This is a genomic window from Alteromonas ponticola (genome assembly GCF_012911815.1).
Taxonomy (GTDB): domain Bacteria; phylum Pseudomonadota; class Gammaproteobacteria; order Enterobacterales; family Alteromonadaceae; genus Alteromonas; species Alteromonas ponticola.
Window position 1 is genome coordinate 183,022 of sequence record NZ_JAATNW010000004.1, and the last position, 14,205, is coordinate 197,226.

Sequence of the window (14,205 nt, forward strand, 5' to 3'; positions counted from 1 at the left end):
CCTGTGTGAGTAAAATTACGCAAATGGCAACGCTGGTACTCAGAAAGCTCTGGGTATCATTAGCGGTGTTATTGATTTTATTGGCCGTTATTTTAAGTGTATTGCGCTACACTCTGCCGCACATTGAGCACAAGAAATACATCCTCGAGGATTACGCCCGCAAAATATACGGAGTTGATTTATCCATCGAAAGCGTTCATGCCGTGTGGGAAGGTAATGGCCCGAGTATTGTTCTGACTGATGTGGTCCTGCAACAGAACGAATCCTCGCCTGTCGCCCTAAACATCGAAAATGTTTTCGTTCAGCTAAATCTGTGGCAGACCCTGTTTTCAGGCAAAATAAGTTCAGAACAATTCGACTTATCCGGGCTACAACTAATTATCGATACCGACCGCGGGCAGCAATCAGACTCAGATTTTCCTATCATCAGCGCATTGAAAAGCCTGTTCCTGGAACAGCTCAAAAGTTTTTCTCTGCGTGACGGCCACATTATGCTTGCCAGTAATGAGAGGTCTCAGACATTTAATATCGAGCGTTTATCCTGGCTAAACAATGACGGTGTGCATCGGGGTGAAGGGCTGGTAAGTGTGGCAGCATTGACCCGAAATTCGGCTACCTTTCTCATCGATTTAAAGGGAAGTAAGGATGCATTGTCTGGAACGCTTTACGCAAAAGGCGTCGATCTGGATATTTCACCGTGGGTTGCCCCCCGTCTTGCCGCTACTCGGCCGCTCACACAAAGCAAAGCCAATCTTGAGGCTTGGGTTCAGATTCAGCAGAGTAAGATTGAGCATATCGCCATTGATTTTCACGAAAGTTTACTGGAGTGGGAGGGAGACAACGCACAGCCCTTTTATTCCGGCATTATGGGAGGAAGCTTTCAGGCCTTACCGGATAAGTCCGGTTGGAACTTTCGCCTCGATCGTCTGATTTTCAACGCTAATAACGAGAGCATTGTCACCGATCTGGTAGGACACTATCGTGACGGGGATGTGGTGATCAATACGATTAAACCAGTGGCAGTGAATCCCTTCCTGAATATGTTGCCGTTATTGACGAGTAATACAGAAGACGACAATTACTCAAATCTTAATCCTCAGGGGCAACTTGCCACCCTGCAGTTTCAGTGGAAGGATCGAAAACCTTATCTTGCCGCCAAACTATTAGGCGTTGGCTGGAACCAGCAAGGACAGCTACCTGGAGTTGATTCACTGGATCTTGATATCAACTGGCATGGTGATAATGGCGTGGTAGGGTTACGCATGGACAACGCCACTTTATTTGCGGATGACAACTTTGCACACAATCTGCCTGTAAACCGGCTGCGTGGTAAGGTGCATTTTTACCAACGGGACAATAGCTGGTTTGTCGCTAGCGACAGGCTTTCAGTTGTCAGCGAACCATTGACCATCGATCAGTCGTTTAAATTACGTCTGGACAATCTACACTTAGCCTATCAGGCCAATTTAAGTGGCGTACCATTAAATAGGGTGGCGTCCTATTTTCCGGCTACGACCATGGGCAAGCAAACGGCGCGTTATCTCACCGACGCTTTTGTTGGTCCGGGAGAAGTTAAATCAGCGCAGGTTATTTGGCACGGCCGTCTCAACCAATTTCCTTACCAGGACAACAGTGGCATTTTTCAAGCGGCAGTTGAGCTGGAAGATAGTCACTTTTTGTTTTCTGATAGCTGGCCGGCGCTGACTGATCTCAATCTCGCGCTGTTGTTTGAAAATGCCGGCCTCAGCATGCAAGCTCCGGCAGCAACCTTACAATCTGTTTCCGTCGGTGCAATGCAGGCGAGCATTCCGGACATGCTCAGCAGCAATCCGATGCTGACCATTCAAACGACTGGGCAGGGCTCTGGTGACGCATTAGCTTCACTGATGAGCGACAGTCAGCTTAAGGCATCGCTGGGCGTTTTGTTTAGCGATGAATTAATTCTGGACGGCTTACTAAAAGCAACGCTCGATCTATCCATACCGTTGAGTGACAACGGCGAAGTGGTTGCTGCAGGAAAGGTGGTGTTAGCAGACAACACGCTCAGAGTCGATGCGTTAGGCTTAACGCTCGAACATGCTAACGGAGAAGTTTCGTTTAGAAACGATGTGGTGACAGCCACTAATCTGACCGCCTCTCTTTTTGCGCAACCGTTCAGTTTTGACTTTAAAGGCAAAAACGAAAGTGACATTTACCAGGTGGCTATTCAGGCAACGGGTGAAGTCAACATTGGCGAAGTGCTTTTGGCCGTTGAGTCGCCATTGGTAAACTACTTTGAGGGGGCAGCACCGGTGACAGCCATAGTCGATCTTGGGTTGCCCGAAGCCGGGTTTACCTACAAAGCCAGAGTGGACGCTGATCTGTTAGCAGTTGCATCGCAGTTACCCGTGCCTTTGAATAAGAAGCAAAATATTACGCTGCCGCTGCAAATTATCAGTGAAGGTAACCAGCAATCTTCGCTGGTTTCGGCGAAGGCCGGAGATGATTTACAGTTCGATGGGGTTCTGAGTCACCCATTGATGCAATTCACCCGAGCTCATGTAGCGGTCGGCCAAAGTGACTTTGTCAGTCAGGGGATGGGGTTGAGTATCTTTGCTAATGTGAATGAAGTCAATGTGGATGAGTGGTATGACTTCATTACTGCGATGAGCAGTCCGCCCAGCACGGCTACTACGCCGCTGTTCACTTTGCCTGACCGTATTTTCCTGGACGCCAGAAAAGTTAACCTGGGCGGTGTTACGCTGACGAATGTCACCGCGGTCAGCAAGCAACACAACAATGATTGGTCAATTGATCTGCGCTCTAATCAAGCTCGCACTCAAATTAACGTCTACGATGAATGGCTGACAAAAGGCATTAATATAAACGCTGATTACATTCAAATTGACGAATGGGCGTTGCCTGAATCGGAGACAGATAAAAAGTGGCAAGCGGCTTCCTTACCACCACTGTATTTTTACTGTAAGCAGTGTAGTTACGCCGATAAACAGTTTGGTGAGGTTACCCTGGACATGGTGAAAACGGACCAGGGCATGTCTATACGCACTCTTCGGGCGCAAGGCGAGCACGGCACTATAGCCGCCACAGGGAATTGGTTTGATGGCCAGCAACGCAGTGAAACTCAGCTTAGCGGCCAGGTAATTAGCGACGAAATCGGCCTGATGCTGAGTAATTTCGGATTGGATACCGGGATCAAGGATTCTGAGGCAGAGATGACATTTGCACTTAACTGGAATGACTCGCCAATGGACTTTTCTGTCGCCAGTTTAGGTGGTGAGCTGCAATGGGAACTATCTGATGGCTACCTGAGTGAATTAAGCGATAAAGGCTCACGACTGTTCACCTTGTTTAGTTTCAATTCTCTGATCAGAAAACTAAGCCTGGATTTTAGAGATGTATTTGCCAAAGGATTCTTTTATGATGAGATCCAAGGCAGTATGCAAATTACTGATGGGAAAGCAGTTACTCAGGACACGGAAGTTGATGGCGGTGCTGGCGAGATAACGATTAAAGGTTACACTGACTTAGTGCAGGAGCAGCTTAATTATCGTGTTTCGTTCGCGCCCAACGTGACCGGAAACTTACCGTTCTTAGTGTACTTTTTAGCCACCCCGCCAACCGCTCTTGCTGCGCTTGCACTTGATCAGGTGCTTACATCAGCGAAAGTGATATCTAATGTTAATTATCGGGTTACGGGAACCATCAGCAACCCGGTGTTTGAAGAGGTCGGCCGAGACAGCAAAGATGTGCCATTACCAGCGATGAATGAACCGACTGGTGAAAATGACACTATTAAGCAGGATTTGGAGCCGGTCAAACTGGAGGTAAATAATGGTTAATCTTTGTGCAGTGCAAATGACGTCTAGCCCGGATGTTGAAGCGAATTTTGCGTGGCTGGAGGAGGAACTCTCGGCTTCCGTTGGCTTAGAAAACGCACTGGTGGTGTTGCCTGAATGCTTCGCTTTTTTTGGTGCCAGTGACAAGGCAATGTTAGAACAGGCCGAAGCTTTTGCTGAAGGGCCTATACAACAGCGAATGGCTGAGTTGGCGCGAAAATACCAGTGCTATCTGGTGGGCGGTACAATTCCGATTAAAACGGCTAACCCCGATAAATTTGCCGCTACTTCCTTACTGTACTCACCCACCGGTGAAAGACTGGCCGATTATCAAAAAATACATCTATTCGATGTAGCCGTGGTCGACAATACCGGCAGTTATGAAGAATCAAAACATACGGAAGCGGGTAATCAAATCGTCACCGTCGACACAGAAATTGGGCGTATAGGCATGGCAGTATGTTATGATGTGCGCTTTCCTGGCCTGTTTTCTGCCATGGGCGATATCGATATTTTAGTTTTGCCTGCGGCGTTCACCCGGGCGACGGGCAAAGCGCACTGGCACACGTTATTACGTGCCAGGGCAATTGAAAGCCAGTGTTTCGTGGTTGGCGCCAACCAGTGCGGTACCCACGCAAACGATCGTAAAACCTATGGTCACAGTCTGGTATATTCTCCTTGGGGAGACCTGCTGGTTGAACGGCCAGACGAACCGGGTTTAGCCATTGCAGAATGCGATCTGCGTGAACGCGACACGTTGAAACAGCGCATGCCGCTGGCCCAACATAACCGATTTAGGAGCCACATCGTCGAATGACGCTAGCAAATAACGTAAAACAACATCTACTGGATGACTCAGGGCTTGATTTGCAAGACCTTGAGCACGCCCTGGCAAAAATTTATCAACACGATAATGACTTTGCCGATCTGTATTTTCAATCCAGCCAACATGAAAGCTGGGTGCTTGAAGATGGCATTATCAAAGACGGCAGCTATAGCCTGGAAAGAGGCGTTGGCGTACGGGCTGTCAGTGGTGAAAAGACCGGTTTTGCGTATTCAGACGAAATTAGCAGCGAAGCGTTAATGAAAGCGTGCGGCGCAGCGCGCACCATTTCAGCGCATGGCGGCAAACATAAGGTGACAGGCCTTAAATCAACGGACTTTAGCGCACGGTATGCGGCTGACAATCCTATTCTAGGAATGGAAGACGCTGAAAAGATTGCCCTACTGCGGGCTGTTGACAACTATATCCGTAAACAGGAACCCGGCATCAGCCAGGTTGTGGTCAGTCTGAGTGGGGTTTATGAAGAAGTGCTGGTGGCGGCAACGGATGGCACGCTGGCAACCGATATTCGGCCATTGGTGCGGCTGAACTGTTCGGTACTGATAGAAAAAAATGATCGTCGTGAACGCGGTAGTGCGGGAGCAGGAGGAAGACATACCTATGCTTTCTTTCAAGCCGATGATGATGGCCAGCCGCTCTACGAGAAACTGGCCGAAGAAGCGTTGCACATGGCACGCATCAATATGCAGGCGGTCGCTTCGCCCGCCGGCACTATGCCTGTCGTATTAGGCAATGGATGGCCAGGCGTATTATTGCATGAAGCCGTAGGTCACGGGCTGGAAGGTGATTTTAATCGTAAAGGTGCATCCACCTTTAGCGGTCGTATTGGTGAGCGGGTTGCAGCAAAAGGCGTGACGGTAGTTGATGATGGCACGCTGGCCGACCGTCGTGGTTCACTTTCCGTTGATGATGAAGGCACACCCACCCAATACAATGTGTTGATTGAAGATGGCATCCTGAAAGGCTATATGCAGGATAAATTAAATGCCCGCCTGATGAAGGTTAAACCTACGGGTAATGGTAGACGGGAGTCTTTCGCGCATTTGCCTATGCCGCGTATGACCAACACCTATATGCTGGGTGGTCAATATAGCCAGGAAGAAATCATCGCTTCAATTGAACGGGGGATTTACGCACCCAATTTTGCCGGTGGTCAGGTCGACATTACTTCTGGGAAGTTTGTCTTCTCCAGCGCCGAAGCATACCTGATTGAAAATGGTAAAATTACCGCACCCATCAAAGGGGCAACTTTAATTGGTAATGGGCCGGACGTAATGCAAAAAATTTCGATGATAGGAAATGACGTTGCGCTGGACCGAGGTGTAGGGGTGTGTGGAAAAGATGGTCAAAGCGTACCCGTAGGCGTGGGGCAGCCAACACTGAAAATTGATGAACTTACCGTAGGCGGGACAGCATAACTGCTGCCCCGTTCGCCATTTATTTGCTTATTTCGCTTTTTAGATACTGAAAAAGTTCACGGTACGCCTTCGGAGGCGCTGAGGTTTCCCGTTCCTTTTTAATCTGACGGTGGAACTGGCGTAACTTCTGACGATCAAGTTGAGGATGTGTATCCAGAATTTCCTGAATGGCTGAATCACCTTTATTCGCAATGTCATCCCGCGTTTTTTCCAGCGCATGAAATGCCGCATTTTGTTGGGCGTGCTGTTGGTTTAACATTGCCATCGCGTTTTCAATATCAGCGGTTTCCCGTTGCCTTAACAATTTACCGATAAATTGAAGTTGGCGTCGATAGCCATCTTTTTTACGATTAATTTTTTGCGCAGTTGCTATAGCTGCCGCCAGTTCGTCGTCCAATGGAAACGTTGCCAGTTGCGCAGAAGTCAGGTTGACCATTTCTTCGCCCAGTTTTTGCAGCGCTGCCGACTGCCGCTTAAGCTCAGACTTGCTTAACGGTTCTAACTCATCATCGTGTGACTGAGAGGGTTCATCTTCCCAGTCAGAATATTCATTCTGGTGACTCATTTGTCGCTCATAAGTGTTACACTTCTTAGCAATATTGTGACACATACCATTTGATAGCGAAACAAAGTATGCAAATAGAACAGCAGATTGCTGAGATTCAGGAAGTGGTTGCTGATGTATTGAAGATGGCTCAGCAAAAAGGAGCCACACAAGCCGAAGCCAGTATGTCGAAGGTAGAGGGAATAGCCGTGTCGACCCGCCTGCGGGAAGTCGAAAATGTGGAGTTCACCAATGATGGTGGCCTGGGAATTACTGTTTATGTGGGTAAGCATAAGGGCAGCGCCTCCACCGCTGATTTAAGCCGCAGTGCGTTGGCGTTAACGGTTGAAAAAGCCGTTGATATTGCCCGTTATACTAACGAAGACCCCTGTGCAGGCCTGGCCGATAAAGAACTGATAGCCACAGACTTTCCTGATCTTGACCTCTATCATCCTCAGGAACTGGATACCGAAAAGGCTATCGAGATTGCTTTGGCGACTGAAGCGGCCGCCCTGGATTTTGACAAGCGTATCGTTAATTCAGATGGTGCTTCATACAATGCCAATATGGGCATGCGCGTTTATGGTAATACCCATGGTATCAATACGGGCTACCCAAGTAGTCGCTACAGCATCAGTTGTATGATGATTGCCGCAGACAATAACGAAATGCAGCGGGATTATGCCTACTCAGTCGATCGCATGGCAACGCGCTTGTATTCCCCACAGCAGGTTGGTGAAGAAGCGGCCAGAACAACAGTAGAGCGTCTGGGTGCGCGAAAAATTAACACCGCGAATGTGCCGGTTATCCTGCATCGGGACTTAGCGTCCAGTTTATTCGGCCATCTGGTTAGTGCGATCAGTGGTGGCAGCTTATTCCGTCGCTCCAGCTTTTTACTGGATAAACTGGGGCAACAACTGTTTCCTGAATGGCTGACCATTGAAGAAAGACCCCACCTGAAAACCGCGTTAGCCAGTTCCAGTTTTGACCACGAAGGGGTTGCTACCCGCGACATGACCATTATTGACAGTGGTAAATTGGCAACCTATCTGTATACCACCTATTCGGGACGCAAACTCAATACTCAAAGCAATGGCCATGCCGGCGGCATTCACAATTGGATTGTCGGCGACTCAGGGCACAGTGACGAAGCGTTGTTGAAAGAGATGGGCACTGGGCTTCTGGTTACTGAGTTGATGGGGCAGGGGGTAAACATTGTCACCGGCGATTACTCTAGAGGTGCGGCCGGGTTTTGGGTCGAAAACGGTGTGATCCAGTATCCGGTTCACGAAGTGACCATTGCCGGTAGTTTGATGGAGATGTTTGCGAACATAAAGGCAATTGGCTCCACCAAAGATGCGCGGGGAAGCGTACATACCGGGTCGGTGTTAATCGACAATATGCGTATAGCTGGGAATTAAGTTAAGGCGGAGAGGGACGTTGCCTAAGAGCGTTTTTTACTGACTTAGATAAGGCCATGTTGGCAGTGTATTTCACCCCACCAACATGGCAGGATGCGCTTAACTGTCTACTGAACCACAAAAGCGATAACCTTCACCGTGAATGGTGACAATCAGCTCCAGGTCACCCGGGTCCGATTCAAAATGTTTACGGATACGGCGAATGGTAACATCAACAGTGCGGTCGTTTGGACGCAGCTCACGTCCAGTCATTTCCATAATCAATTGTTCGCGCGTAAGAATTTTACCTGGGTTATTCAGGAACAAATGCAGCGCACGAAATTCACTTCGCGGTAATCTGAATTCTTTGCCATTAGGCGAAATTAGCGAGCGACTGTCGCCATCCAGTGTCCAGCCATTGAAACTTACGCGACTGGGCAAATCGTCATCTTCAGCTGAATTGGTCGTTCTGGCTAACAGGTTACGTGCGCGGATAGTCAATTCACGGGGATTGAACGGTTTGGTGAGGTAGTCATCTGCGCCAATTTCTAAGCCTAAGATTCTGTCGACATCGTTATCACGACCGGTTAAAAATATCAGGCCAACATTTTTTCGATCGCGAACTTCACGCGCCAGGATCAGGCCATTTTTGCCGGGGAGGTTAATATCCATGATCACCAGGTTGATAGTGTTATTTTCGAAAAAGTCATGCATCTGATCACCGTTTTCGGCTTCAAAAACATTATAGCCTTCAGCCTCAAACAGGCTTTTTAGAGTGGTACGGGTAACCACCTCGTCTTCAACAATTAATATATTCGGCGTCTGCATGCTGTTTCACACTCTTTTACAATGATTTAAGTCGGTGATGGATCAAATTTTAATCGCCGTGCGCTGGTTTGCAAGTCTCTTCGGCAACTAAAAGAAAGTAATTGGGGCCTGTAGTAAAAATACAAGGGTTATTGGTGCAAATTCAGAGTCTCCCGCGACTTCGAACCGGCAACGGGAAATACGATGACAAATTCTACGCCATGTCCTTCCTCGCTGGAAAGCGAAATTGTCCCGTTCAATGCCTGGGTAACCAGATTATAAACCAGATGCATTCCTAGCCCGGAACCGCCTTGTCCGCGCTTGGTGGTAACGAAGGGGTCAAAAATTCGTTTGCGAATATCATCTGGAATACCCTTACCGTTATCACGGTAAATCATCTTTAACTTGTTCGCTGACATCATTTGCGCACTAATCTCAATTTGGCCGGACTCAATATCCTCAAATCCATGGATTATCGAGTTCATGATCAAATTGATTATAATTTGATTGATGGGTCCTGCCTTGGTGTTGACCGTAAGCGTTGGATCAATGTCGACATCAATCTGATGATGCACTTTTTTCAGGCGAGGACGCAGTGAGAGTAAAATTTCATTGATCAGCTGGGACATACAAACAGCGCGGCTGTTTTCGCTGGTTTGATCCACGGCAACCTGTTTAAAACTGGAGATTAGCTCTGCGGCGCGATTGAGGTTGCGATAAATAATGTTCAGGTTTTCCTGACTCTCACTTAGAAACTTAGCCATGGTGCTGGCTTTAAGCGTTTTGTTTTCAAACTGCTCTTGAATGGTGTCTATGCGATCTAGCATCATGGTTGACGCAGTAACGCCAAGTCCGATTGGGGTGTTTACCTCGTGCGCAACCCCTGCGACCATATCTCCCAGTGAGGCCATTTTTTCGTTCTGTACAATTTGCCGTTGAAATTGATGCAGCTTCTCCAATGTCTGAATCAATTCCTGATTCGCATCTTTGAGTGCCAAAGTACGTTGATTAACCATCTCTTCCAGACGCGTATTAAGTTCGCGGTGCTGTTCTTCAGCTATTTCCTGTTTTTGGATGGTCTCCTGAATACGCCCCAAAGTGATATTGACCGCTTTAGAAAGGATATTCAGTTCTTTAATTCTAGTGTTCTCTGCACGCGCGGAGTAGTCCCGTTTGCGCGAGGTCGATTGCAAAAAGTCGGCTAAATTTTCAATTGGCTCAGTAATAAAGCGCTGCAGTCGCAGGGTCAATATTAAACCCACCACTAACATCACCAGCATCACTGAAAGGTTTAGGAAAATCGCATTTCCTACCATTTCGTTAAAACTTGCCGCAGACGCTTTCACATACACGTAGCCTACGGTTCCGCCACTTTCGCGAATTGGCAGAGTGACGTCAATTGAGTCTTCGTCAAATCGGGCCTGACGGATATTATTGAAAATGCTAGGCGGAGGAATAATAGGAACGTTCCCTGACGGCGTAAACTCGGCGAAACGTATGGGCTGGCTGCCATCGGGTGAAGGCGTGCCCTCGTATACCACCACATTCTGAATAATTTCTGCAGCCTCTAACGTTTTTAACCGCATATTGGCTTCGTCGGATTTCATTGTTTTAAGATAAAAACCGGCATTGTGACTGATAAGTTCAGCCAGCATAATCACCTGGTTTGCCAATTCCTGACGGTAATTTTTAATTTGCGAATACATCGACAGGCTAGAGGAAAAAACCAGTGTGAAGGTGATGATGAGCATCACAACCCAAAGGAACAAGCTGCGAATGGAAAACTTAACGTTTGAATCGGTCATTAATCTATTACGTTAATCAACACGTTGAATGCAGTATTTTCACTTATAGTGGCCTAATACTGAGGAAAAGTAAAAAAAGACAAAACGCATATACTATTCGCTGTCACCATCGATTTTTTTGTCGCTGTCTACTTTCGACACCATTTCATATAGCTCTGCATAACGCTTGGCTGCAGCCTGCCAGGTAAAGCGTGTGTGCATGCCCCTTATCTGCATCTCTTTGAATTCATCAGGATGTTCGTAAAAATACAGTAATGCGCGTCGAATACATCCCAGTAGCGCCTGTGGGGTGGGCTCGTCAAAAACAAAGCCGGTTGCGGTTTGCTTATTCTGGGTGACATCAACAACGGTGTCTTTTAAGCCGCCCACTGCTCTGACGATAGGCACTGTGCCGTAGGCCAGGCTATACATCTGATTCAAACCGCAAGGTTCAAACTGCGAAGGCATCAGGAAAAAATCCGCGCCTGCTTCAACTAAATGGGCATGCTTGGTACTGAAACCATTAATAAATTCAAACTTATCCGGGTGTTGCTGGGCAAATTCGCCTAAATCCATACACACTTCCGGGTCACCGGTACCCACGATCACCATCTGAATTTGATGATGCATCAGTTCATTGAGGATCGGCAACAGGAAGCCGAATCCTTTTTGTTCGGTCAAGCGGCACACCATTCCAAACAAAGGGATATTCTGCTTTTCAGGAAACGTTGCCAGCTTTTGTAATGCCAGTTTGCTGGCAGACTTTGCATGCAGACTATCGGCGGAATAGTTCTCGGGCAGGTAATGGTCGTGTTGCGGGTTCCATTGAGTGTAGTCGCACCCGTTCAGTATCCCAACCAAATCTTCCTGCCGCGACACCAGGCGATCGTGCAAACCATGGCTACCCAAATTAGTTAACAGTTCCTGCGCATAGGTTGGGCTGACCGTAGTTATTTTATTCGCAAATTCAATCCCTGATTGGAGCATATTAATATAGCCCCCATGCACCTGAGATAAAATGCCAGGGTGGTGGCGTAAAAAGGGAATGTTTTCCAGTCGGTGCACCCCTTGAAACGCGGCATTGTGAATGGTGAATACCGTTGCTGTGTCAGCAAAGTAGCCACTATGCTCGTATTTGAGTAAAAACGGTAGCATGGCTGTGTGCCAATCATGACAATGGATTATATCAGGCTGAAATCCAATAGCCTGTAACGCATTTAATACCGCCCCAGAAAAGAAACTGAAACGCTCTCCATTGTCGCTATATACGTCATAACCGTTGCTGTAGAGGCCTTCGCGTGCAAAATAGTCTGGATAATCGATAAAGTAAACGTCGATATCGTTCCAGTGAAGCTGCTTAACATCAAAATGATAAACCTGGCTTTGAGTAAACAAGGTTTGCTGTGGGCAGGCGGAAACGAGTTTCTCTGGTGCCATCTCAAATTGAGTGGCTATGGTCTGATAATAAGGCATGACAATAATTACGTTATGTCCGGCCTCTTTCAAGGCAATAGGAAGTGCCTTACCAACATCGGCCAGGCCTCCCGTTTTAACCAGATCTTCCACTTCAGAGATGGCAAATACAATGTTCACGAACAATCCTCAATCTGTGTATTTGATTCGGCGTGCACGCCAGCATTTCGCTCAGTGTATCCAAGGCCAGCAGATCCCGCTACGGATAATTTATCGCGGTTATACCTTTATAGCCTGATAAACGGAAAATCGATTGGTTTGCGCGAGTGTCTGCACACGTTCAAACGTTTCTGCTAATAAGCCAGGGTAAGGCAGAAATCGGTTTGCAACCATATGCAGATTACCACCAGAGGTAATAAGACGCGCGGCATCAGCAATGAACCGTTTGGTCACGGTGTAATCGGTTTTTATGCCTGTGTGGAAAGGCGGATTAGTCACGATATGATTAAATTGCTCGTCGACACCGTGCAGTCCATTTGCCGCCATTAAGGTACCGGTCAAGCCGCTTTCTGCAAGTGTATGCGCGGTGCTGTACAAGGCCAGCGCGCTCACATCAAGATAAGAAATATTTAAATGAGGAAACTGTCGCTTTAATAAACAACCAATTATCCCCGCGCCACAAGCAAAATCGAGAATACCGCCGCGCAACGAGGAGGGAAGCTTCTCCAGCAGTAAATGTGTGCCTTCGTCCAGCTCTTCGTGGCTGAAAACCCCGGGAAGACTGGCAATGGTAGCTTCTTGTCCATTTACCGCGATATCGAAGTAACTGAGTGATTGCTGGATATCAAAGTCCGGTTGCGGCTGGGCAACTTCGCACCTTAGCAGACTGCAATGACGGGCAGAGTCCACTTTGTCAACGTGGCCTAGGTTTGATAGAAGTTTACTGGCGCTTTTGATGCCGCCTTTGTTTTCACCAACAACATAGATACTACCTCCTTGTTGAACCAGAGACGCCGCCATTTTGATCAGCATGGCATAATGCGCTTTAGCTTTGGGCAGGTAGATAACAATATTGCTATAACGTTGCGGAGTGCTCAAGAAGGGAGCGAAAAAATGCTGATGTTTACCCACTTTCTGATCGCTGAAAATACCCGTCTGCGTAGTAAGAATGTCTCTGCTATCTAAAATAGTGCAGGGAATGACACGAACACTTTCTGCATAGATATCAAAATACTGGTGTAAAACGTCCAGCGATAGATCTGTTAAACGGTCAGTAAAATACGCATCGGCAGGGTTAATTATTAACCAACCCTCATCATTAAACAGTTCAATGTTTCTTTCTAACAGTTGACTGGGGGCGCTAAGCATTATTCTGTTCTCTCAAAGACCAAATCCCAAACGCCGTGCCCCAGCTTTTGACCGCGCACCTCGAATTTGGTGATAGGGCGATATTCAGGGCGTTCAACATAGTCATCTGATGCTGAAGTATTGGTAAAACCTGCTGCCTGTTGCATTACACTGAGCATATGTTCGGCGTAGTTTTGCCAATCTGTCGCCATATGAAATACACCACCGATGGCGAGCTTTTGTTTTATCATGGCAACAAATTCGGGTTGCACGATCCGACGCTTATGGTGACGCTTTTTATGCCACGGGTCGGGGAAATACAATTGCACACGCTGCAGGCTGGCATCGGGCAGCATCTGTTTAAACACCTCAACCGCATCATGCTCCATCACGCGCAAATTTGTCAGGCCCAGTTCGGCCGCATCGTTCAGACATGAGCCTACCCCCGGGCGGTGCACCTCGATTCCTATAAAATTTGTTTCAGGTGATTCAGCGGCCATCTGCACCAACGATTTACCCATGCCAAAACCTATTTCCAACACCACAGGCCCGGATTGCTGAAATAACTGGTCGAAATTGAGCAATTCAGGTTGATAGTTGATACCCATAGTTGCCCAGTTCTCATCAATCGCGCGGGCCTGGGCATTGGTTAATCTGCCTTCGCGCTTGACAAAACTTTTAACTTTGCTGACATACACGCCGGCTGCTTCAGCTTCGGCCTGATTCTTAAATTGCCTCATTGTTCAATTCACCACCTTCTACAATCTCGCTGCGGCATTATCCAGCCCTAACCACGCTTTGCAATAACAACC

10 protein-coding genes are annotated in these 14,205 nt (G+C 47.6%); 4 read left to right on the top strand and 6 right to left on the bottom strand.

Annotated elements, in window-relative coordinates; genetic code table 11:
• The first annotated feature begins 5 nt into the window (after positions 1–5).
• The 3 genes from HCJ96_RS07985 to tldD are packed head-to-tail and all read left to right on the top strand — an operon-like array spanning position 6 to position 6,098.
• Entirely contained in the window at positions 6–3,839 is a 3,834-nt protein-coding gene (locus tag HCJ96_RS07985; protein ID WP_169210523.1) for a YhdP family protein, read from the top strand.
• A complete protein-coding gene (locus tag HCJ96_RS07990; RefSeq protein WP_169210524.1) occupies positions 3,832–4,653 on the top strand; it encodes a carbon-nitrogen hydrolase family protein in 822 nt (273 codons plus the stop codon). Before HCJ96_RS07985 ends, HCJ96_RS07990 begins: the two co-directional genes overlap by 8 nt.
• Entirely contained in the window at positions 4,650–6,098 is a 1,449-nt protein-coding gene (gene tldD / locus HCJ96_RS07995; RefSeq protein ID WP_169210525.1) for a metalloprotease TldD, read from the top strand. Before HCJ96_RS07990 ends, tldD begins: the two co-directional genes overlap by 4 nt.
• Positions 6,099–6,117: 19 nt before the next feature.
• Here tldD and yjgA read toward each other — a convergent pair whose 3' ends face one another.
• Complete coding sequence (gene yjgA / locus HCJ96_RS08000) at positions 6,118–6,663, bottom strand: ribosome biogenesis factor YjgA (protein ID WP_169210526.1); 546 nt, start codon at positions 6,661–6,663, stop codon at positions 6,118–6,120.
• 68 nt (positions 6,664–6,731) lie between these two features.
• On the opposite strand from yjgA, the gene pmbA reads away from it, so the two are divergent.
• Positions 6,732–8,063, top strand: a complete 1,332-nt coding sequence (pmbA, locus tag HCJ96_RS08005) for a metalloprotease PmbA (protein ID WP_169210527.1) — start codon at positions 6,732–6,734, stop codon at positions 8,061–8,063.
• A 99-nt stretch (positions 8,064–8,162) separates the two neighbouring features.
• Here pmbA and arcA read toward each other — a convergent pair whose 3' ends face one another.
• The 5 genes from arcA to trmB form a co-directional block, all read right to left on the bottom strand.
• A complete protein-coding gene (gene arcA / locus HCJ96_RS08010; RefSeq protein WP_169210528.1) occupies positions 8,163–8,870 on the bottom strand; it encodes a two-component system response regulator ArcA in 708 nt (235 codons plus the stop codon).
• A gap of 128 nt (positions 8,871–8,998) precedes the next feature.
• Positions 8,999–10,654 (bottom strand): sensor histidine kinase, encoded by a 1,656-nt coding sequence (locus HCJ96_RS08015; RefSeq protein WP_211162742.1) that lies wholly within the window; start codon positions 10,652–10,654, stop codon positions 8,999–9,001.
• A 93-nt stretch (positions 10,655–10,747) separates the two neighbouring features.
• Positions 10,748–12,226: a glycogen synthase GlgA gene (glgA, locus tag HCJ96_RS08020; RefSeq protein WP_169210529.1), complete on the bottom strand. Its 1,479-nt coding sequence runs from the start codon at positions 12,224–12,226 to the stop codon at positions 10,748–10,750.
• Between the two features lie 99 nt (positions 12,227–12,325).
• On the bottom strand, positions 12,326–13,414 hold the full coding sequence (locus HCJ96_RS08025; RefSeq protein ID WP_211162744.1) for a methyltransferase: 1,089 nt from the start codon (positions 13,412–13,414) through the stop codon (positions 12,326–12,328).
• Complete coding sequence (gene trmB / locus HCJ96_RS08030) at positions 13,414–14,133, bottom strand: tRNA (guanosine(46)-N7)-methyltransferase TrmB (protein ID WP_169210530.1); 720 nt, start codon at positions 14,131–14,133, stop codon at positions 13,414–13,416. The genes HCJ96_RS08025 and trmB overlap by 1 nt, the downstream gene beginning before the upstream one ends.
• Positions 14,134–14,205 lie beyond the last annotated feature (72 nt).